Raw genomic sequence first — 20,432 nt, forward strand, 5'->3', positions numbered from 1 at the left:
GAGTCAGGGCTTTTTTTATGCTTACAGTTTATTCTTCCGACACTATTTTTGAGAGCTTGGTACGGCTCAATGGCTTTGTAATATATTCATAGATACAGTCGTAACTTAACGCTTTTTCTTTATCCGCCTCGCTGATAGAGCTGCTAAGCATGTATACTCTTGTATCTTTATGTTTACTCCAGAATTTATGTTCGTACCTCTCCAGAAACTCATAACCATCCATCTCCGGCATGTTAATATCCACAAAGATGAGTGTAGGATAAGTACCTGAATCTTCTGTTTGCTGTAAATATTCTAATGCGCTCCAGCCCCCATCTTTAATTTCATACTCATGAATAAAATCTGTCCGGCTCAGAATTGCATCTACTGTAAAATTGTTTATTTCATCATCGTCTATAACCAGCACTCGTGTCATATTATATTATATAGATGGGTTATTCACTTCTTTCTTATTACCCTATTGGCAACAGCTTATTTATAGAAAAATACTTTTTAAGAGCTTTATGGATATAATACACCCAAAAATTGATATCTCCAAATATCTAAAAAACTCATAACATCCATAGTATTTATTCACAAACTTTACGATAAACGTAAATAACTTAATACGCCTGATGGTATAAATTACTCAATTTTTTGTAGTTAACTTCTTGTCCCCCTAGAAAGTTATGACAAACAGCATAAGGGGGTAGAAAACTTATGGTTAGACATGTAACCAATAGGCTTTGTTTGCTCCATATATTTTCAATAAGCTTGTATAAAAGAAAAGATATAGTTTAAGTTATGAGAAATACTACCATTTGGAGCCTATGCCTGTTCATTATGCTAAACCTGGCGTGTGCTCCCCAACCTAATGACACTATGGAAGCAGAATTACTATTTGAGGGTAAAGCACTGCTAGGCGAAGGCCCCATCTGGAATCATGAAACTCAACAACTTTATTGGGTAGATATAGAAAAGCGGCAGCTGCACATCTATAATCCAGCTACTGAGGAAGATACTTATTTTGAAACCGGTGAACGTGTGGGTACAGTAGTGCCTATAGAAAGTGGTGGGGCCCTGGTAGCATTGGAAAACGGTATTCATGCGATGGATCTTCAGGGTGGAAAACTAACTCTTATTGCTAATCCATTAGAGGAAGGTATCCGCTTTAACGATGGTAAATGTGACCCACTAGGTAGATTCTGGGTTGGCTCTATGCACCTGAGTGCCGAAAAAGAAGCAGCGGCTCTGTATATGATGGACGAAAACCAGGAAGTACAGCAGATGCTGGATAATATTACTATCTCTAATGGCATTATCTGGTCATTAGATAGCAAAACTATGTATTACATAGATACACCTACACGTCAGGTAAAAGCCTATGACTATGATGTGGCCAGTGGTAATATTAGTTCGCCCAGGGTAGTCATTAATATACCACAGGAAAGAGGAGCCCCTGATGGCATGACGATAGATGAAGAGGGGATGCTCTGGATTGGCCACTGGGGTGGAGGTATTGTAGGTCGCTACGACCCTAAAAGTGGGGAAATGATACAGAAAATAGAAGTGCCTGCCCTAAACGTTACCGCATGCGCTTTTGGTGGAGAAAAACTGGATAAATTGTATATTACCACCGCCAGTATTGGCATGAACGACGAACAAAAACAAGAATACCCGCTTGCCGGTGGACTGTTTATTGCTGAGCCCGGTGTGCGAGGCGTGCCCGCAGATTTCTACAAAGGGCTGAAAAACAATTAATCATGAAAAAAATATTGCTTATCGTAGGCGTGCTGCTACAACTGCCTGTGCTGCTGGCACAGGCACAGACCGAGATTGCCTTACAAAATGATTTTGCTGATGACTACTATCCCGTTTGGCAAAGAGCATGCGCCTATCTGCTAGATGTAGCAGAAGCCATGCCTGCCGACCTTTATGAGTACCAACCTACTGAAGATATCTTTACTTTTAAAGAGCAGCTGATGCATACTGCCGCTAATTTGTATTGGCTAAACGCGACCTACATTGCTGGTGAAGAGATGGAAGAACTGAATCTGGAAGCTGAGGGCAAAGACAAAGAAGATGTGATAGAACTATTGCGTACTGTCATTGCAAAGGTAGACGCCTCTTACCAGGCTATGGCTAGTGGAGAAGAAAACGAAACTGTCAGGCTTTTCAACCGTATGGAGACCAATAAAAAACGTGTACTCATGTTAATGCGAGATCACATGACGCACCATCGCGGACAGTTGGTAATCTATCTGAGAATGAACGGTATTGAGCCTCCTGCCTATGTAGGCTGGTAAACCATAGTTTAAAGTCTGCCGGAAATATGCTGCACCTCTCCGGCAGACTTGCTTAATTTACCTGTGGAGCGTTTTGCCGCTTACCTAATACCTTAAACCTCCGCTCCAACCGCTCTCCCTGCATATCTACCAAAGTGATAACATGCTCGCCGGGCTCAGGACTAATCCCCATCTGATGCTCTCCTTCTGTTACTCCAATGTACTCACCATCCAGATGCCAATAAATACTTGCTTTAGGGTCACGGTGGGCAGCATCAAAAACAGATTTTCCTTTTTCCCCATCCAGTTCTTTGGGAATATAAATCTGTGCGTTTTCGTAAGGGTAAATCAACTGCAAAGCCATATGGTTACGAACAGCTTGGCAATCGGTACGAAAAGGAGGTAATTTCTTATAACCAGGATTATTTCTACGATAATACCACTCCTGCACAGGTGGTAGTACAAACCAACTTTGGTGTTGCATCTCGCCTACAGAGGCACAGGCACTATGCACTCTATATGCTCCCTGAGCATCCAGATGTACTTCCTGATGATAAGGGCAGGCCTGAGATCTTAGACCACTCCGCGGCACATCCATACGGAGGGTATCCTCGCAGCTTCGTGAAGCTTTAAAGCCACTTTGTTCACTAATAAGAGTACTTGTCATATCACTAGCTGGGTAGTCAAACCACTTACCTTCAGGAAGCAACTGTACTACGTCAAATAGAATGGGGGCCGCGGCAGAAAGTCCGGTCAAACCGGGGCGACCTTCTCCATCCGCATTCCCTACCCATATGGCTACTACATATTTTGGGGTTAACCCAATAGCCCAGGCATCCCGATAGCCAAAGGAGGTGCCCGTCTTCCAGGCCAGTTTACGAGAAGAATCAAAATATTCCCAGCCTGTCTCGTTACTAGGACGCCTTACCTTAGCCATGGCTTCAAATGTGTACCATAGAGCTCCCGCATTGAGTAAGCCCTCTGACTGTCGGCTGGGTTCACTATCCTCTTTTTGATGAAGCCTGTAGCGAGGAGCATGATAATCAGCTATAGCATAGCGTTTAGGTTCGGGGTAGTGGAAATAATGATTCATGCTGCGGGCAAGGCTGGCATACATCCCGCCCAGGTCCCATAGGCTAGCTTCTGCTCCACCCAGTATAAGCGATAAGCCATAATGTCCTGGTGCCTGGTTCAGAGTACGCATACCCAGACGCTTGAGCAGAAAATGAAACTTTTCAATACCATAATCCTTTAGCATATGCACTGCGGGAATATTGAGAGACCTTGCCAGGGCTTCATCCGCAGCCACAGCTCCATCGTAGGTCTCATCAAAATTTTTGGGTGCAAAGCCATCAATATAGGTGGGTATATCGGGCAGCAGTGCATATGGAAGCAGGCTTCCTTCATGCAACATAGCCGCATACAAAAATGGTTTAAGAATGCTTCCGGTACTCCGCCCTGCCGTAATTACATCTACAGAAGCACCATGCACCTCTGCATCTTCTGGCTGCGTATTACCCACATAAGCCATAGCTTCTCCACTTTCTACATCTAGTATAAGAGCCGCCGCATTGTGGATACCATTACCTCTTAGCTGTAAATGATGCCTGTGTACTAGCTGTATCAGCTGTTTTTGTAAGTAAGGCTCTATGCTGGAAGTTATTCGCTTTCCTTCGCCCCCCTCCTGCCGTATCCGGGTAAGTAGATGAGGCGCTAGCTTAGGCAAAGGCTTTGGGCTGGAAGGCAGAGGTTCACGCTTAGCCAAAACACAGCTTAAAGAGTCTAGTACCCCCTGATGGTAGAGTTTGTCCAGCAAGCGGTTACGCTTGTTCTCTAAGAGGGTAGAGTTTTTTCCGGGATATACCAAAGCTGGGCTATTAGGCAGCACTGCCAGCGTAGCCGTTTCACCCCAGGAGAGTTGTTCGGGTTGCCGGCCATAGTAGCGCCAGGCTGCTGCCTCCAGCCCTACTGTGTTTCCTCCAAAAGGAGCATGAGCTGCGTAAAGAGCCAAAATTTCCGCTTTGCTATACGCCAGTTCCAGGCGGGTAGCCAGTATAATTTCTTTGACCTTTTCCCATACCGTTCGGGGCTGCCCGTTCCTAGACAAACGAATAAGCTGCATGCTTAAGGTGCTTCCTCCGCTCACCACTCTCCCGGCTTCCAGATTCTGCCATGCTGCCCTCATTAAGGAAAAAGGGTTAAAACCAGGGTGAGACTCAAAATGCTCATCTTCAAAAGCCAGTATAGCAGATTTAAAGCGTTCGGGCACGCTATCGTTGAGTGGAAAACGCCACTGACCATCAGCAGCTATAGCCGCAGCCAGCAGCTCTCCATTTCGGGCTTCCAACACAGTAGAATACACCGGACTAAAGAGGGGCTTGGGCAAGACCAGATAATATGCAATACCAGCCAGCAATAGCAACGCAAATACGACTAATTTTAGCTTTAGTTTTGACATTTGTCCTCCCCTAACATCAACTTTTCAGATTTATCCTGTAAGCTTGCCCGCCTATTGTTTAATTTCAGGTTTAAATATAAGTAGCATGGCTTGAGCATAGCAAATAAAGCTAACTAAACAAAGCCTAGCCTTAAAACGTCATATTCTATGATTTATGCACTTTTGCAAATTAGTTAAGTGCCAAAAGTAGTTCATGGACCAGCAAAAAGACACACAACATACTTCTGAACAGCAAAACCGCAGACAAAAGATTGTTGAACGGCTCCAGCAGCTAGACAATCCTCTGATACTTCGGCGCATAGAGCGCATCCTTCAGGAAGGTGAAACCTTAGAGCAGATTTACCATCTGCCCACCGTACAGCAGCTAATTGAAGAAGAGGAACAGGAAGATCTGGAAGTACGCACCAATCAGAAAATTGAGCCATTAAGCCCCCTACAGCACTATGATCTGTGGGCGGCAGCTCCTATGTTTTATCTGGGCATTCTCAGCTTGCTCCTGATTGGCACTTTAGTAACCGCTTTTACTGAAGAAGACCTTTCCCCTATGTTTCTGTCCATTTTGCCCTGGTTGCTCAGCTTTACAGGATTGGTATATCTGATCTTTGTAGTTGATACCGCATTACTCTTCTGGAAAAAGCAGCAGTCTAAAGAGACTATGCATACAACAGAGAAAAGACGGAGATTATTATGTTTACTATTTCCGCCTCTCCGTATTGGTTCGCGCTACATTACCAATGGTCAATACATCTGGATACCCCGCTGGAAATGGTCTAAAGTTAATGAAGGCCTTTTTCTGGATCTCAAAAAAAGCTTTATACTGCCAATGATTGGCATTGCCTTGCTTATTGTACCCGTATTAATTATTGAGTGGAAATTTCTGGGCGATATCAAAGAAGAGTTGCCTAACCTTAAAGTTGACCTGATTCTGGAGGCGGTACAGACCTTTATCTGGTGTGCTTTTACTTTTGAGTTTATACTAATGATCTCAATAAGCAACCGTAAGCTTAATTATGTTAAGAAAAACTGGATAGATTTATTAATTATACTTCTGCCTTTTGTCTCTTTCTTAAGGACGTTGCGTATCTCTCAGATTGCCCGACTGAAATACGCTACCCGCTCATTTAAGCTCAGGGGCGTTATTACTAAAGCGCGTCAGGGGCTCATTTTTGTTGATTTTCTTCAGCGTATATTCCGGTTACGTCCAGAGACAGAGGTGAAGCGTCTTTATCGCCTGCTACAGGAAAACCAAAAAGATAGAGAAGATCTGCAAAATAAGCTCAGAGATGTGGCAGCTCTCATCAAGAAGAAGGAAGAGTAGTTATTAGCATGTAAATACATTGTAGGACTTACTCCTGCTATAACCAGCTCTGCAATCCAGCATAATCTATTGATGTACCGAAAAATAAATGAGTATATAGCTAAATAGCTGCAACCCAATTCAACTCTGACCACACACTTATAACCAACTAATTCACAGTCTATTAAGCTCAAAATTAATTACACCAGTCAATAACATTTGTTTACCCGGCTGGTTTCAGAGTACTAAAGACAGAGAGACTAAACTAAGCTTAGTTTTAAACCTTATTTTTTTACTTATAAAGCATACATTTTTATGAAAGTTGAATTGAATGAAAAGCCGTTTTTAGAAAATGGTCAACATATTGTAAAGATTTCCAAAGTAGAGTCAGGAAGTAGTGAACATAAGGGTGTGCCTTTCTTTAACTGTCGTTTTGAGAATGACGAAGGTTTTGTCAACCACCGCTTTTACCTGAGCGAGCCTGGACAGCCGATCATCGCGGAGCTTTTTCAGGCAGTAGGCATAGAAGGAAAGAACGCTGACACGCAGGAGCTGGAAGGCAAAGAACTAGCTATAGAGGTACATGAGCGTACTTACAATGACCCAGAGAGTGGTACAGAAAAAACCATTAAGGCGGCACGCCACTTTAAGCAGGTAGGTGAGTCTGAGACTTCTGACAGCATATAATTAAGAGGTAGGGGTGCAGTAAATTTGTTAAAAAGTTTGACGAAGTATGGAAAAGACTCAGGATAAGAAATAAGTTAGTATAAAGCTATATTACTTATCATTATCCCTTGCCGCTTATGAATCTACTGCACCGCTTACTTACTGGCTTTTCCCTCCTTTTTTTCCTCAGCTGTTACCAAAGTTCTCCCCAATATGACCTTATCATTCGCAATGGTCTATTGTATGATGGTAGTGGCAAGGCACCCGTGTCACAGGACATTGGCATAATAGACGACAAAATTACTACATTGGGCCACTTAGAGGATGCTTCAGCTAACCGAGAGATTGATGCAAACGGCCTGGCCGTAGCCCCCGGCTTTATAGACCTGCATGTGCATATGAATGCCCTGCTCAAAGTACCGCAAACGGAAAGCACCATCCGTCAGGGAGTTACTACTATTTTAGGAGGTCCTGATGGTAGAGGTCCCTGGCTGCTGGATGCTTACCTGCAAAAAGTGGATAGTAGTGGTATTGGCGTTAATGCGGCTTATCTGGTAGGGCATAATACTGTCAGGCAAAATGTAATGGGTCTGGAAGAGCGGGCTCCTACCCCCGAAGAGCTGAACGCTATGCAGGCCCAAATAAGGCAAGCCATGAAAGATGGGGCATTTGGTATCTCTACCGGACTCAAATACATCCCCGGAGCTTTTTCTAATGTTGAGGAGGTTATTGCGCTTTCTAAAGTGGCTGCTGAGCACGGTGGCTTCTACACCTCTCACTTGCGGGAAGAAGGCCTGGGCGTGATAGAAGCGGTAGGTGAAGCCATCCATATTTCAGAAAAAGCCAATATTCCCGTGGTATTAACACACCACAAGGTGATGGGACCCGCCATGTGGGGTGGTAGCAAAAAAACACTGGCTATGGTAGATTCTGCCCGTGCACTAGGGCTGGATATTATGATGGATCAGTACCCATATACTGCCAGCCAAACCAGTTTATCTGTACTCTTTCCTTCCTGGGCTATGTCTGGTGGTGGAGATACTTTTCAGCAAAAGATAGATGATCCTATCCTTAAAGACAGTATTAAGCGTGGTATTATTTACAATATTGTTCATAACCGCACCGGAGGAGACTTAAGCAGAATTCAGTTTGCTAAAGTAGACTGGTTGCCTGAGCTGGAAGGTAAAACTCTGTACGACTGGACTCAGATGCGCAATATGGAAGCCAGTGTTGAGCATGCAGCAGAGCTGGTTATAGAGGCGCAATCAAAAGGAGGGTGTACAGTAATTTACCACGTAATGGAGCAGGAAGATGTAGACCGTATTATGCTACATCCACAAACCATGATTGCCTCTGATGGGCAACTGGCAATATTTGGCGAAGGTCATCCTCACCCCCGCTGGTACGGAACCTACCCTCGAGTGTTAGGCCATTACGTTCGCGAGCGTAAACTCCTGAGTCTGGAAAAAGCTATTCAGAAGATGACACAAATGCCTGCCGACCGCCTGGGCTTGTCTACGCGGGGCAGAATAGCCGAAGGGGCTTTTGCCGATCTGGTTATTTTTGATGCTGAAACGATTATTGACAAGGCTACTTTTGAAAAGCCGCATCAGTACCCGGAGGGTATATACTATGTAATAGTCAATGGCAAGCTAGCGCTGGATGATGGGGCACTTACTACAGAGAGAGCAGGTCATGTGTTAAGAGGTCCCGCATACAGCAGGCCATAGCAGAAAGAGCGAAAATCAGAAAGGGCTTGCGAATATTCACAAGCCCCTCTTCTTGAAACTGTCAACCTAAAGGATGACTAAACTGTATTTTTAAAACTGCTCGGACAGTTCTTTCTACTTTCCTCTCTGCTTAGGATAAAGCCCCTGGCTATCTATCAGGTACACCAGCGAACTCATGGCGGCAGCACCTAGTAAGAGCTCTCGGCGATCTACAATCTCAAACACGTCCTGAGCAGAATGGTGCATATCAAAATAGCGCTGAGAGTCAGGGCGAAGGCCAATAAGCTCTACTCCCTGCGGTTTAAGAGCACTGATGTCCGCACCACTTCCTCCTTTGTCAAACTTATGCAGATCATAGGGCATAAGCAAAGGCTTCCAGCTCTGAATACGTTCGTAGGCTTCATCGCTTACATCCATACTAAAGCCCCGGGGCGTAAAACCGCCGGCATCCGACTCTATAGCAGCATAGTGTTTTTCTTTATTTTCCTCGGCAAGCTCCGCATATTTTTTACCTCCGGCCAGGCCATTTTCTTCATTAGCAAATAGTACAGCTCTGACACTACGCTTGGGCTGGTAGCCAATAGCCTGTAACGTACGGAGTACCTCTATAGAATGCACTACCCCTGCACCGTCATCGTGGGCGCCCTCTGCCAGATCCCAGGAGTCCAGATGGCCTCCCACTACAATATATTCTTCGGGATACTCACTACCAGTAATTTCACCCACCACATTGTAAGACATTACATCATCCAGTATTTGGCAGTGCGTTTCAAAATAAAGTTTAAGCTCTGTGTCATCTTTTAGCAGATGGCTTAGCAGGTCAGCGTCATTGGTGCTGATTGCCACTGCTGGAATTTTAGGCAGATTGAAGGTATAAACAGTACTACCGGTATGCGGATAGTCATCAAAATCTGTAGAGAGCGAACGTACTATGGCACCTACCGCACCATATTTAGCGGCTTCTGAAGGGCCGCTTCTACGCTGGTTTCCTGCCATACCATAAGCTGTACCGGTTTGTATCTGGGTTTGATCCATAGGGCGGTTGTAGAATACTATTTTGCCCTCTAGCTGCTCACGCCCCAGCTCCGCCAGTTGCTCAAAGTTTTGTACTTCTACCACCTCTGCCAGTACTCCCTCCGGGCCGGTACCCACTGCATTACCCAGTGCAGTAATGTTCAGTTCCTGAGTTCCCAGCTTTTTAGAGTTCACGACACGAGCTATTTCTTTTTGTCCACGTACCCAATGTGGCACCATCACTTCCTGTAAAAAAACTTTGTCAAAGCCATAACTCTCCATCAGTTGCCGAGCCCACTCTACAGCAGCCGCATTTTGAGGGGAGCCAGCTACCCTTCCACCTATGTTTTTGCAGAGGTAGCGTAAGTTTTCATATGCTTCGCCCTGAGTAAGCGTTTCGTCGTAGATGCTACGGATCATTTGTTGCTCCGGGTCTACTTTCTTTTGCGCCAATACTGATTCTACGCAGCACAATATCGCGATAAGTAATACAAACGGGCTGTGTTTCATGTGATTATTCCTAAGGTTTGCAGTATAAATTATTAATAATACAGAGGTTTGAGGCCAGTTTTTTTGAGTGCTGGCTATTTTACCAGCTTAGCATCTTTTAAAATGTACATCATACGATCGGGGTCGTCCGGATTAAGCTCCAGCCTGCCTCTCACCTTTATAGTTTCATCCGTAAGCTCTATGGAATGGGTAGTAAATACTTCCATAACGGTCTCCGGGCCGGCCCCTCCACAAAAGAAGCAGGCAGCAATAGGCAAAGAGGATAAGATAAAATATTTGGGGCCAAGGTAGACTTCATAAGGTATCATATACCCCTCAACCGTAATAATTTTTCCATTTAGCTGTTGGGCTTTATCACCAAATACCGGATAAGATATTTCATAGCCTGCCTCTTCATCATAACGGTCTTTTATATCCACATCCGCCAGTAACTTCCAGGGATTGCTCGCTGACTGAGCTATAAGAAAGTTAGCACTAATACAAATGCATACACAGATAAGTAGTAATCGGCAGACGGTAAACATGGGCTTCTCTTCTCTTCACAAAATGGCTAAGATAGAAATTATTTTTTTAGGCATGAGAGCAGCATACTACATTTTTTGTAGTTTGTTGTATCTACCAAATACTAATTGTATGCATACATTATTGTACAACTGCCTGATAATGTGTTTTCTACTACACATTACCACTGCCAGAGCTCAAAATGATATGGAGCTGGTATGGGCTGATGAATTTAACTACAATGGCTTACCTGACCCTGAGAAATGGACGTATGATGTAGGAGGACATGGTTGGGGAAATAATGAACTACAATACTACACAGAAGCGGATCCGGACAATGTAAGCGTAAAAGATGGACAGCTACTAATTACCGCCCGAAAAGAACAGTACGAGAACAATGTCTACACTTCTGCCAAGCTTGTAACACGAGGCCAGCAGGCCTGGCAATACGGAAGAATAGAAGTAAGTGCTAAACTTCCCAAAGGTAGAGGTACCTGGCCGGCAATATGGATGTTGCCAGATCTGCCTTCTTTAAACTGGCCTAGCGATGGTGAAATTGATATTATGGAGCATGTAGGCTATGATCCGGGTGTAGTACACGGCACTGTACATACCGAAGCCTATAACCATATGAAAGATACGCAGGTAGGTCAGCAGATTCAGGTATCAGACTTCAATGAGACCTTTCATGAGTATGCTATTGAGTGGACAGCAGAAGAGATCAGGTGGTACCTGGATGATAAACTTTATCACAGTTTTACAAATGAAGGTACTGAGGCTGCCTGGCCTTTTAACAAAGCATTCTACCTGATTCTGAATGTGGCAGTAGGCGGTAACTGGGGTGGCGCAAAAGGAGTGGACGAAAATATATGGCCTCAGCAAATGATCATAGACTACGTACGGGTATATCAGGCAAAACCATAAGTAGCCAGCGAGCAATTGTCAGTCATATGACCACTTTTTTGTAAATCTTTTCTTCTATTTAAATCACATATTTTGTGGATCATGGGCAAAAAAGGCGACGCCAAAATTTGGAGTCGCCTTTTTTTGCATTGCAATAATTGTCTGATTGAATGAAATTTTTGAACACAATTAAGAAGGGAGTGCACTAGTTCCACAGCGAGAGGATAAAAAACCTCAGCACATGGGGAAGTACTTCCCCTAATATGCTACCAAAAGCTGTTTTTTACGTATTGTCACCAATTGGCAAGGTGCTTGTCATTAGCTTAGTATATTTTTTAAGCTGAAGATTACTTAAATTTTTTAAACTTTTTTTCTCATAGATTAGGTAGTGTAGTAGGGTTTGCCGTTATGGCAAACCTTTCTTTATTCGAAAAGCTCTTCTAAATTGGTGGAAATACCTATTCTGACTCCAAAATCCTGGTATTTTCCTTCCACAAAATTCGCTACTGCTTCTACTCTTAAAAACCTTAGAATATTGTCCAGGCTGTAGCCAGTTTCTATGTAGTGCGGAGAGCTCTCTGTCTTCAGGTAGTTAAAAATGATATTCTCTTTAATACCCAGCAGGCGTACATCAAATATCTGAGTAAGCAAAAATTTACGAAACTGATAATACATATGAGTACCCAAATAATTATTTGAGGTACTGTAAGCATAGTAATCCAGCAGGCGAAAACTAGCTACCGGGTCGCCGGTCTGCACTACCGTCTGGTTGCCCATAAAATGTTTGAAGTCCATAAAGTATAGCAAATCACGGCTCAGGAAGCTTCCCGCATAAACATTATAATCTAACCTTCCTCTTATGCCTAAGCTCCATTGATGCTGCACCCCTACCTCCAGCAACTGATAGTCAGGCATCAGCTCGTGGCTTCCCGCAATAGCTTGTTGGTAGCTTACTCTAAATGCGGGTGAACGGGTATTGGCCAGTCTTTTTTTCCCGTTGAGCACTTTATACTTTAAAAATGGCTGATAATGACTTTCTACTGTTAAAGTTAAAGCGTCATGAGCAATAAAGGCAGTACTTTGCAGCTCTATATTGTCAGGGAAATTTGAAGAGTACACTCTACTTTCCAGATCACGCCACTGGTGAGTAGAATTGTTTGCTAAAGGCATGCGGCGAGCCCATTGCAGTTGTACTTCCAGCCTTAGTTTATCTGCAACTTTTTGTCTCACTCCCAGCTGAGCATAATCTTTTTCGTACAGCTTTATATAATTTTTTTCGTAGAGCAGGGTGCTTACGGTATTGATAAACGGATGTATAGGTTCATGCTTGTTTAACTGTTCTATATATCTTCCACCCTCCAATTGCAGACGAGTGTCATGGAAAAAATAATCAACAGCCAGTTTTGCACTAATTTTATCTCGGGCAAAAGCGTAGCGCGCTGTAGGAGAAAGGTGGAGGTCATGCCTGAATGCGCGGGTACGAAGTACCAGAGGGACTGTAAAATGATAGCCCTCTACCGTATTAAAGTTAAACTCACTAACTGGAGATTGATATTCCAGCGAACTATGCTTACCAAGCTTTACTGTAGTACCAAAAAGTAATTTGGTCACGCCCTCATTAGTTCTGGCTCTGCTGGTACCTCTTTCTTCGACTTCTCTTTCTTCCTTTTCCACTATCGCCATGCTGTCTAGCTTATGGTAACTCTTCTTCTCTCTCTGGCTAAGGGGTATAGGTCGCATATCAGCCCAATAAGAAGAGTCTTTCTCGTATGCCAGCGTATCTATTTGCATACTCCGGTTTTCTATCACATCAGGAGCGGCATCGTTTTTTTCTATTTCTTTTTCGTAGGCTTTTAGGGTTTTGCGCAGCTCTTTACGAGTAAAACGCTTTTTCTCCTGAAAAATATTGAGCGAGTCTGCCCTTAGTGCCTTTTCCATCTGCTCTTCTTTTTTCAGGGCTTGTGCCAGATCTTCTTCTACTTTCTCGTCTATTACTTCCAGTTCTACCTGTAAATCAGGGTTAAGTGTAAGTTGATAGTCGCTAACGGTGGCCAGATATTTATACTCAAAAGCTACTCCCAGTATTTTGCCTGAGGCTTCTATATTGTGGTTAACCGGCATCCAGACCTTTTCCTGAATGGGGGCATAAATCTGCTTGATACCTATTTTAAAGCCTTGCTTATAAGCAAACATGTTTAGGCTATGTATGCTCCAGAGATCTTCTATGATATAAATATAGCCGTTAAGCACATCATCACCACGAGAGCGAGGGATCACTCTGATTTTGTTTACCTCCAGCCCTCTGTCTATAAAACTTCCTTCAAACCTAAACTTGTAATACGCGAAAGCCCTCGGAGAAAGAGGAGAGATAATGCCTACCAGCTCAGGATTATAAAAGCTATTGTTGATATACATATTGGGGCTGGTATTATTTTCTTCTCCAATAGCCCGGATAGAAATAATATTTTCTTTGATCGTATTAGGCTGCTCAAAAGTAACCTCGCTTACCGACTCTGTAATAAACACTGTAGAAGAGTCTACGCCTTCTTTTTCAAATGCTCTCTCCAAAAAGAATGGTACATCTTTTACCCTACCCGCACCTTTTATGTATACTCTGGCCTGGTAGCTCTGCACCTGTAGTCTGTGAAATTTACTTTTAGCAATAGCCTTACGCATTATGGTGTAGGCAGGGTCTTCTGCTCCGGCATTCACTTCTACTTCCTTTAGCTGTATCGTCTGCTCTGGCAGCGTTACATCCATGCTCAGGTACTCATTTTCAATATTCACTTTTTTCACTACTGCAGCATAGCCCAAATGCTGAAAAACCAACTCGTAGCTACCAGTACTCAGGTCTATTTCGTAAACCCCATCAGCATTAGTACTGGCTCCTGTTTCCATTGCTTTAATGTAAATTGTAGCGTACGGTAGAGGCTGTCCTTCTGATGTGTAAACTGTACCTTTTATCCCCTGTGTATAGGCGCATAGGCTACAAAGGCAAAGGCAAAGGCAAAGGCATAGTGTAGTGAAAATTCTCATCCGGGCTGTAAAATTGATCAATTATTTAAATGCATTGCTCAAATAAAAGCTGCATGTTGCAAACAAAATATCATATCAGTGTTTAGCATCATATACATGCTTAAAAAAAATTCTAGCTTTTTGAAAAATATAGTGAATAGTGCTACTTTGTCACTGTCAGAAAACAATAATCGTCAGCTTTATAGCATTATCAAATTTTAGTATCAGTTATGGAAAAAAAGAGGATTGTAAAAGATTATGAAAATCTTCCTGAAGAGGTGACTGCACAGGTGAAAATGACTTACCCGAACGGCTTTGCAGACCACCTAATTAGTTTTACAAATAAAGAAGGCAAACGTGTTTCCGCATTACCTTTTGAGACTCAAGATATTTATTATCTCATCCGTATGACAATAACTGAGGCTCACCAGATTATTGAAGACGACGAAGACTACGATACTGATGGAACACTAAGAGATGACTTCTCTATGGATGATGCAAAAGATGCTGATCTGGCAGACTCTGACGATGAAGACGAGGATAACTCCGGCAGTAAGAAAAAATCTTACGATGATGCCTACTCTATGGATGATGACGAGGATGACGAAGAGGGGGATGACGATTACTAATACAGTCTCTACACCAAGCTGAAAATATAATACGAGAGTGTGACCTAGGTTATGCTCTTTTTTTTACCCTATTACTCACCATGCCCTAGAGAGCACATCGGTTTTTATACTACAGACAAACAAGCTTAGCTTTTGTGGGTTTAACTACTGTAGTTTACTAAACATTAACTTTTTAAACTTAAGATATATGGCAAAAGATCATGGCCCGCAAATTAAAGACGACGAAGTCTATGAAGACTTAAGAGAAAAAGGCTACAGTAAAGAAAAAGCTGCTCGCATTGCCAACTCCGATCGTCATGAGGTAGGAAAGAAGGGTGGCAAAGGCGAAAAATACGAAGAAAGAACTAAAAAAGAGCTTTACCAAAAAGCTAAAGAAGTAGGAATAGAAGGGCGTAGCGATATGAGCAAAGATGAGCTGATAGAAGCCCTTAGGAATCACTAATTTAAGAATTACAAAATTCAGACAATACATGAGGACGGCAGTAAAGTCGTCCTTTTTTGATATCAAAGGTGAGCATAAAATCTCTGAAGAAATGCGCGCCCAGCACACCATCTCCTATGGTTTGATACTCTATTTTTACAGCCAGGCTGGCAGGTCTAGCGCACAAACCCAACACATCTATTTCACTTACTGTGTACTTACTTTTATCTTCTAGCTTCTCAAAGTATTCGCTGTTTTCCAGCACCTGCAAAGACTTTTGAAAATTTAGTACGTTTCTTTTTCTGCCGTTATCCAGTTCAAACCACATTTGTCCTTCGGCCGTTTCCAAGCTGGCAAGTAGCGACATACCTACTTCGTTGGCAGCTTTTAGATAACGCAGTTCCAGAGGTACAAGCCCGTCGGCAAGCTTATCCATACTCTTTTCATCCTCAACTATTAACCTCCGACTTCTCAGGTCTACCGTAAGAGCATGTTCTCCGAAAGCCTTCATGGAGACAATGCCATCAATTTTGGGAAAGCCCTCTGGTAAACTGTTCATCACATCTTTTACTAAAGCATACTCGTGCTCAAGTACAAGACCTTCTACCTCAAGCTTAAGGTCATACTTCTTGCTGAAAGAAAGGCTTTCTTTGCCTAGCCTGATGCCTCCTATGGTATCTGCACCATAGTGTTCTGCAAACAAGCCTGGCGTGAGGATAGTCTCCCCGCCTCCGGTAGTAAACAATAGCTTGCAGTCCTTTCCATTTAGTTTTCCTTCTATATAACGTAAATGTTTATAATAATACTTGAGAGGTATAAAACGTGCATGAGGGGCTTCATTATTCGTCTTTTGAGAAGGTTTGTAGACTAACTGCTGTTTGCCTTTATGTTCGCTTACTACATCCCAGACCATAACAACTACAAAAAACACTACGCTAACAGACATTGCAGAAAAAAATATCTGACGAACGCTCATACCAGTAGTAGTTGAGTAGCAAAAAGTAATTACACTTAATATATCAAAAAACTATTCTTTAACCTACAAAGTCTTCCCTCAGAACGCTCTCAATATTCCCACTCAATTTTATGACATTCTTGCTACCTACCCTTATATTTGAACTAATTGCAAAAATTACATTACCTAATTATCATTTTAACAACTTAACCTATGAAGCACTTTTATTTGTGCCTGGCACTTTGCCTTTGTATGGGTCATTGGCTTACTGCTCAGCAACTGGACATGAGCAAAATTGAGGAAGGCATGCTACCTCGTAGCATAGGCCCTGCCGGTATGAGTGGTCGCGTAACGGCAATAGATGTAGTAACACAAAACCCAGATATCATCTACATTGGCTCAGCCTCTGGTGGCTTGTGGAAGTCCGAAGGAGGAGGCACCCACTGGCAGCCTATTTTTGATGAGCAGCCTGTAGCTTCTATTGGAGCGATAGCCATTTATCAGAAAAACCCTGATATTATTTATGTAGGCAGTGGAGAAGGAAACCCCCGTAATAGTCAGTCGGCCGGTAATGGCATGTACAAAACGCTTGATGGCGGCAAAACCTGGAAACACCTTGGCCTGGAAGACAGTCGTAATATCCACAGGGTATTTGTACACCCGGATAACCCGGATATTGTATATGCAGGAGTACAGGGCGCTGCCTGGGAAGACACCGAAACTCGTGGAGTATATAAGAGTAGCGATGGAGGTGAAAGTTGGGAGAGAATTCTCTATGTTAACTCCCGCACCGGGGTAGGCGATATGGTTATGGACCCTAACAACCCAGAAAAGCTGATGGTAGGCATGTGGGAGTTTCGTCGCTGGCCCTGGTTTTTTAAGTCTGGTGGTCCAGGTTCAGGCCTCTATGTAAGTTATGATGGAGGTAAAAACTGGGAGAAACGTACTGACAAAGACGGATTGCCCAAAGGAGAAATTGGTAAAATAGGCTTAGCCATAGCCCCGGGCAACTCTAAGATTGTCTACGCTTTTGTGGAGTCTGAAAAGAACGCCATTTTTCGCTCGGAAGATGGAGGTAAAAACTGGAAGCAAACCGCTACAGAAAACATAGGGAGCCGCCCTTTTTATTATGCAGACCTGGCTGTAGATCCGCATAACGAGAACCGTCTCTACAGCATAGCCTCTAGTGTGCGCATAAGCGAAGATGGAGGTAAGACTTTTGAGATTCTTCTGGGCTTTGACAAAATTCATGTAGATCACCATGCCTGGTATATACACCCAGATAACCCTGGCTTTATGATTGATGGCAATGATGGTGGCCTGGCAATTACCAGAGACCATGGCGAAAGCTGGAGGTTTATAGAAAACCTGCCCTTAGCTCAGTTTTACCACATCAATTACGATATGGAAGTGCCTTATAATGTAATGGGTGGCATGCAGGACAATGGCTCATGGAGAGGCCCCGCCTACACCTGGCGTGCCGGAGGTATACGTAACGGCTACTGGGAAGAAGTAGCTTTTGGAGACGGCTTTGATGTGGTGCCCGACTCCAGTAATGCACGTTACCTCTATGCCATGTGGCAGGGCGGCAACCTGCAAAGAGTAGACTTAGAAACCGGCAACTCACAATACATTAAACCGGCACACCCCCAGGCTGATGTGTTTTTGCGTTTTAATTGGGATGCTGCAATTGCGCATGACCCCTTTGATGAGCGTACCATTTACTACGGCAGTCAGTTTTTGCATAAAAGTACCGACCGGGGAGAGCATTGGGAGATCATCTCTCCAGACCTTACTACCAACGATAGCAGCAAACAAAAACAGCTGGAAAGTGGCGGCCTTACCCTTGATGCTACTCAGGCAGAAAACCATACTACCATTACCAGCATAGCACCTAGTCTGGCTCAGAAAGATATAATCTGGGTAGGCACTGACGATGGTAATGTGCAACTGACCCGTGATGGAGGCAACAATTGGGAGAATGTAGTAAGCCACATTAAAGACTTGCCAAAAAACACCTGGGTGCATCAGATTCATGCATCTAAGTATGATGCGGCAGAAGCATTTGTAGTATTTGATGACCACCGACGTAACAACTGGACACCATATGTATACCATACCAATAATTATGGAAAGAGTTGGACTCGCCTTGTAAATGAAGAAGATGCTGATGCCTTTGCGCTCTCTATTGTGCAAGATCCTGTAGAGCCCAAATTGCTGTTTTTAGGAACAGAAACCGGACTCTACGTAAGCATAGACAAAGGAGAAAACTGGACGAAATGGGGCAAAAATTATCCTCATGTACCTACTATGGACCTTAAAATTCACCCAAGGGAGCATGACCTGATCATTGGTACTTTTGGGCGGGCAGCCTATATTCTGGATGATATTCGTCCACTTAGAGCGCTTGCGCAGGAAGGTGCAGATCTGTTGGAAGAAAACCTCCATGTATTTGAAGCCCCTACAGCTTATCAGGCACTTTACAAGCAGGCTGCAGGTACTCGTTTTCAGGGAGATGCAATTTATGAAGGCAAAAACCGACCTTTTGGAGCTAACATTACTTTTAGCCTGAAAGAAATCACCAAGAAAGAAAAAGATAGCACACTTGCTGAAAAGGACAGTGTATTAGTAGAAGTATTAAATACAGAGGATGAGGTAATCCGTACTTTTAGAGCCGAAGCTCAGGCGGGCCTGAACCGACTTAACTGGGATCTGTATAGCAAGGGTGTTCGTGACCCTGACACTCCCAAACCTAAAGATAAAAACACTAATGAGCCTGCCGGCTTTCCAGTACTACCTGGTGAGTATACTGTACGCATTACCTATGGTGACTGGCAGGATGCTACTATCGTAAAAGTATTGCTTGACCCTCGTATTCAACTGAGTGATACTGAATTGATGGCACGCCAGCAAATGAGCGAAGAGTATATGCGCTATATGCAAATGGCTACCCAGGCTGTAGATCAGCTCAACGAGGCCAAAAGCAGCATACAGCTGATTAACCAACAGCTAAGCGAACGAGAAGATGATGCAGCTCAGCAGCTTAAGGAGATGGCCAGAAGTCTTCAGGATTCTATAAAGATGTATAAAGAACTGATTGCTCAGAAGGAAGATGTACAAGGCATTTTAAGAGACCCACACATTGTAAGTGGTAAGCTAGGAGCTGCCGGCAATTATCTGGGTGCGTTCTGGAATGCCAGCAATGAAACGCAGCGCCGGGTACTTTCTCATCTTAAAATTAGCTTGCAAGAGCCAATAGAAACAGTAAACAGTTTTTTTACTGGCCCTTGGATCGAATATCAGGATAAGGTTGAAGCAGCGGAGCTTAGCTTTTTTAAAGACTACGAACCTATCAGACTAGAGTAATTAATTGTACTATACTTAACTTAAAGCGGCCTTGGTGCCGCTTTTTTTATGTTAAAAACACCAACAAAAGTGCAGTATATAAGGCGCAGTCTGAAAAGCTGAGGCCATAGCTGCTCTTTAAATGTTTTCTTAATTCATCCAGGCTACGATATATCAACTGCCGGGCATATTTGGGATCCCGAAGGCCCATTACTTCACTAATCTCACCATAGCTTAAGTTTTCAAAAAACTTAAGCAGTATAGCCTCTTTTTTTCGGGTGCTCAGCTGAGTGATTGCTTCCTTAAGCCTACGCACCGTAAGAGGGGAAACTTCCTCCAGCTCTGCCTCTACACCAAGCACAGGAAAGTTTGAGGCACCCCCCCTGTGCAGACTGCTCTCCAGATAAAATGCTTGAACTGTATGTTCTCTATTACATTCGTAGACCTTGAAGACTTTGCGCCGCATTATTTTTAGAAAATAGTGCTTGAGAGAATATACCTGTGGCACTTGTTCCCTTTTCTGCCATATTTCTATAAAAATGTTCTGTATACAATCTTTCACCACCTCTTCATCCTGACACAAACGATAGCCATAGTCGTAAAGTACAGAAAACATTTTTCCATAAATCAGGTCGAAGGCATTTTCGCTACCTTCACGAAAGGCAGCCCACAAATAGTCTTCGCTCGTATCTAAAGTTTTTTCCTGAATCATGGTAGATAGGTT

At 43.4% G+C, this 20,432-nt stretch carries 16 protein-coding genes; 9 read left to right on the forward strand and 7 right to left on the reverse strand.

Annotation, left to right across the window (positions count from 1 at the left end; translation table 11 throughout):
* Positions 1-28: 28 nt before the first annotated feature.
* On the reverse strand, positions 29-415 hold the full coding sequence (locus PZB74_RS03615) for a response regulator (RefSeq protein WP_302240853.1): 387 nt from the start codon (positions 413-415) through the stop codon (positions 29-31).
* A gap of 368 nt (positions 416-783) precedes the next feature.
* Between PZB74_RS03615 and PZB74_RS03620 the strand changes: the two genes are divergently transcribed.
* Both PZB74_RS03620 and PZB74_RS03625 read left to right on the forward strand, forming a co-directional pair.
* Positions 784-1,740: an SMP-30/gluconolactonase/LRE family protein gene (locus PZB74_RS03620; protein ID WP_302240855.1), complete on the forward strand. Its 957-nt coding sequence runs from the start codon at positions 784-786 to the stop codon at positions 1,738-1,740.
* Positions 1,741-1,742: 2 nt separating this feature from the next.
* Positions 1,743-2,285 carry a DinB family protein gene (locus PZB74_RS03625; RefSeq protein WP_302240856.1) on the forward strand — a complete coding sequence of 181 codons (543 nt, stop codon included), beginning with the start codon at positions 1,743-1,745 and terminating at the stop codon, positions 2,283-2,285.
* Between the two features lie 52 nt (positions 2,286-2,337).
* Here PZB74_RS03625 and pbpC read toward each other — a convergent pair whose 3' ends face one another.
* Positions 2,338-4,722: a penicillin-binding protein 1C gene (gene pbpC / locus PZB74_RS03630; protein ID WP_302240857.1), complete on the reverse strand. Its 2,385-nt coding sequence runs from the start codon at positions 4,720-4,722 to the stop codon at positions 2,338-2,340.
* 193 nt (positions 4,723-4,915) lie between these two features.
* On the opposite strand from pbpC, the gene PZB74_RS03635 reads away from it, so the two are divergent.
* The 3 genes from PZB74_RS03635 to PZB74_RS03645 all read left to right on the forward strand — a co-directional run bounded on the left by PZB74_RS03635 (position 4,916) and on the right by PZB74_RS03645 (position 8,415).
* Positions 4,916-6,040: a hypothetical protein gene (locus PZB74_RS03635; RefSeq protein ID WP_302240859.1), complete on the forward strand. Its 1,125-nt coding sequence runs from the start codon at positions 4,916-4,918 to the stop codon at positions 6,038-6,040.
* Between the two features lie 294 nt (positions 6,041-6,334).
* Positions 6,335-6,706 (forward strand): hypothetical protein, encoded by a 372-nt coding sequence (locus PZB74_RS03640; RefSeq protein WP_302240861.1) that lies wholly within the window; start codon positions 6,335-6,337, stop codon positions 6,704-6,706.
* A gap of 116 nt (positions 6,707-6,822) precedes the next feature.
* Positions 6,823-8,415, forward strand: coding sequence for an N-acyl-D-amino-acid deacylase family protein (locus PZB74_RS03645; protein ID WP_302240863.1), 1,593 nt, complete (start codon positions 6,823-6,825; stop codon positions 8,413-8,415).
* Positions 8,416-8,529: 114 nt separating this feature from the next.
* On the opposite strand, the gene PZB74_RS03650 is transcribed toward PZB74_RS03645, so the two are convergent.
* Complete coding sequence (locus PZB74_RS03650; RefSeq protein WP_302240865.1) at positions 8,530-9,939, reverse strand: M20/M25/M40 family metallo-hydrolase; 1,410 nt, start codon at positions 9,937-9,939, stop codon at positions 8,530-8,532.
* Between the two features lie 74 nt (positions 9,940-10,013).
* On the reverse strand, positions 10,014-10,463 hold the full coding sequence (locus PZB74_RS03655) for a hypothetical protein (protein ID WP_302240868.1): 450 nt from the start codon (positions 10,461-10,463) through the stop codon (positions 10,014-10,016).
* 109 nt (positions 10,464-10,572) lie between these two features.
* On the opposite strand from PZB74_RS03655, the gene PZB74_RS03660 reads away from it, so the two are divergent.
* Entirely contained in the window at positions 10,573-11,364 is a 792-nt protein-coding gene (locus PZB74_RS03660; RefSeq protein ID WP_302240870.1) for a glycoside hydrolase family 16 protein, read from the forward strand.
* Positions 11,365-11,766: 402 nt separating this feature from the next.
* On the opposite strand, the gene PZB74_RS03665 is transcribed toward PZB74_RS03660, so the two are convergent.
* Complete coding sequence (locus PZB74_RS03665) at positions 11,767-14,379, reverse strand: DUF5686 and carboxypeptidase regulatory-like domain-containing protein (protein ID WP_302240872.1); 2,613 nt, start codon at positions 14,377-14,379, stop codon at positions 11,767-11,769.
* Between the two features lie 209 nt (positions 14,380-14,588).
* Here PZB74_RS03665 and PZB74_RS03670 point away from each other — a divergent pair, with 209 nt between their 5' ends.
* Both PZB74_RS03670 and PZB74_RS03675 read left to right on the forward strand, forming a co-directional pair.
* A complete protein-coding gene (locus tag PZB74_RS03670) occupies positions 14,589-14,987 on the forward strand; it encodes a hypothetical protein (RefSeq protein ID WP_302240874.1) in 399 nt (132 codons plus the stop codon).
* A 187-nt stretch (positions 14,988-15,174) separates the two neighbouring features.
* Positions 15,175-15,429 carry a DUF7218 family protein gene (locus PZB74_RS03675; RefSeq protein ID WP_302240876.1) on the forward strand — a complete coding sequence of 85 codons (255 nt, stop codon included), beginning with the start codon at positions 15,175-15,177 and terminating at the stop codon, positions 15,427-15,429.
* Between the two features lies 1 nt (position 15,430).
* Here PZB74_RS03675 and PZB74_RS03680 read toward each other — a convergent pair whose 3' ends face one another.
* Positions 15,431-16,384: a hypothetical protein gene (locus PZB74_RS03680; RefSeq protein ID WP_302240877.1), complete on the reverse strand. Its 954-nt coding sequence runs from the start codon at positions 16,382-16,384 to the stop codon at positions 15,431-15,433.
* A gap of 192 nt (positions 16,385-16,576) precedes the next feature.
* On the opposite strand from PZB74_RS03680, the gene PZB74_RS03685 reads away from it, so the two are divergent.
* Entirely contained in the window at positions 16,577-19,729 is a 3,153-nt protein-coding gene (locus PZB74_RS03685) for a WD40/YVTN/BNR-like repeat-containing protein (protein ID WP_302240879.1), read from the forward strand.
* Positions 19,730-19,775: 46 nt separating this feature from the next.
* Here PZB74_RS03685 and PZB74_RS03690 read toward each other — a convergent pair whose 3' ends face one another.
* A complete protein-coding gene (locus PZB74_RS03690; RefSeq protein ID WP_302240881.1) occupies positions 19,776-20,420 on the reverse strand; it encodes an RNA polymerase sigma factor in 645 nt (214 codons plus the stop codon).
* Positions 20,421-20,432 lie beyond the last annotated feature (12 nt).

This window comes from Porifericola rhodea, from assembly GCF_030506305.1.
Taxonomy (GTDB): Bacteria; Bacteroidota; Bacteroidia; order Cytophagales; family Cyclobacteriaceae; genus Catalinimonas; species Catalinimonas rhodea.

Excerpts from the sequence above, each read along its gene's own strand:
- PZB74_RS03615 (WP_302240853.1), bottom strand. The coding sequence starts at position 415 with ATGACACGAGTGCTGGTTATAGACGATGATGAAATAAACAATTTTACA.
- PZB74_RS03620 (WP_302240855.1), top strand. The coding sequence starts at position 784 with ATGAGAAATACTACCATTTGGAGCCTATGCCTGTTCATTATGCTAAAC.
- PZB74_RS03625 (WP_302240856.1), top strand. The coding sequence starts at position 1,743 with ATGAAAAAAATATTGCTTATCGTAGGCGTGCTGCTACAACTGCCTGTG.
- pbpC (WP_302240857.1), bottom strand. The coding sequence starts at position 4,722 with ATGTCAAAACTAAAGCTAAAATTAGTCGTATTTGCGTTGCTATTGCTG.
- PZB74_RS03635 (WP_302240859.1), top strand. The coding sequence starts at position 4,916 with ATGGACCAGCAAAAAGACACACAACATACTTCTGAACAGCAAAACCGC.
- PZB74_RS03640 (WP_302240861.1), top strand. The coding sequence starts at position 6,335 with ATGAAAGTTGAATTGAATGAAAAGCCGTTTTTAGAAAATGGTCAACAT.
- PZB74_RS03645 (WP_302240863.1), top strand. The coding sequence starts at position 6,823 with ATGAATCTACTGCACCGCTTACTTACTGGCTTTTCCCTCCTTTTTTTC.
- PZB74_RS03650 (WP_302240865.1), bottom strand. The coding sequence starts at position 9,939 with ATGAAACACAGCCCGTTTGTATTACTTATCGCGATATTGTGCTGCGTA.
- PZB74_RS03655 (WP_302240868.1), bottom strand. The coding sequence starts at position 10,463 with ATGTTTACCGTCTGCCGATTACTACTTATCTGTGTATGCATTTGTATT.
- PZB74_RS03660 (WP_302240870.1), top strand. The coding sequence starts at position 10,573 with ATGCATACATTATTGTACAACTGCCTGATAATGTGTTTTCTACTACAC.
- PZB74_RS03665 (WP_302240872.1), bottom strand. The coding sequence starts at position 14,379 with ATGAGAATTTTCACTACACTATGCCTTTGCCTTTGCCTTTGCCTTTGT.
- PZB74_RS03670 (WP_302240874.1), top strand. The coding sequence starts at position 14,589 with ATGGAAAAAAAGAGGATTGTAAAAGATTATGAAAATCTTCCTGAAGAG.
- PZB74_RS03675 (WP_302240876.1), top strand. The coding sequence starts at position 15,175 with ATGGCAAAAGATCATGGCCCGCAAATTAAAGACGACGAAGTCTATGAA.
- PZB74_RS03680 (WP_302240877.1), bottom strand. The coding sequence starts at position 16,384 with ATGAGCGTTCGTCAGATATTTTTTTCTGCAATGTCTGTTAGCGTAGTG.
- PZB74_RS03685 (WP_302240879.1), top strand. The coding sequence starts at position 16,577 with ATGAAGCACTTTTATTTGTGCCTGGCACTTTGCCTTTGTATGGGTCAT.
- PZB74_RS03690 (WP_302240881.1), bottom strand. The coding sequence starts at position 20,420 with ATGATTCAGGAAAAAACTTTAGATACGAGCGAAGACTATTTGTGGGCT.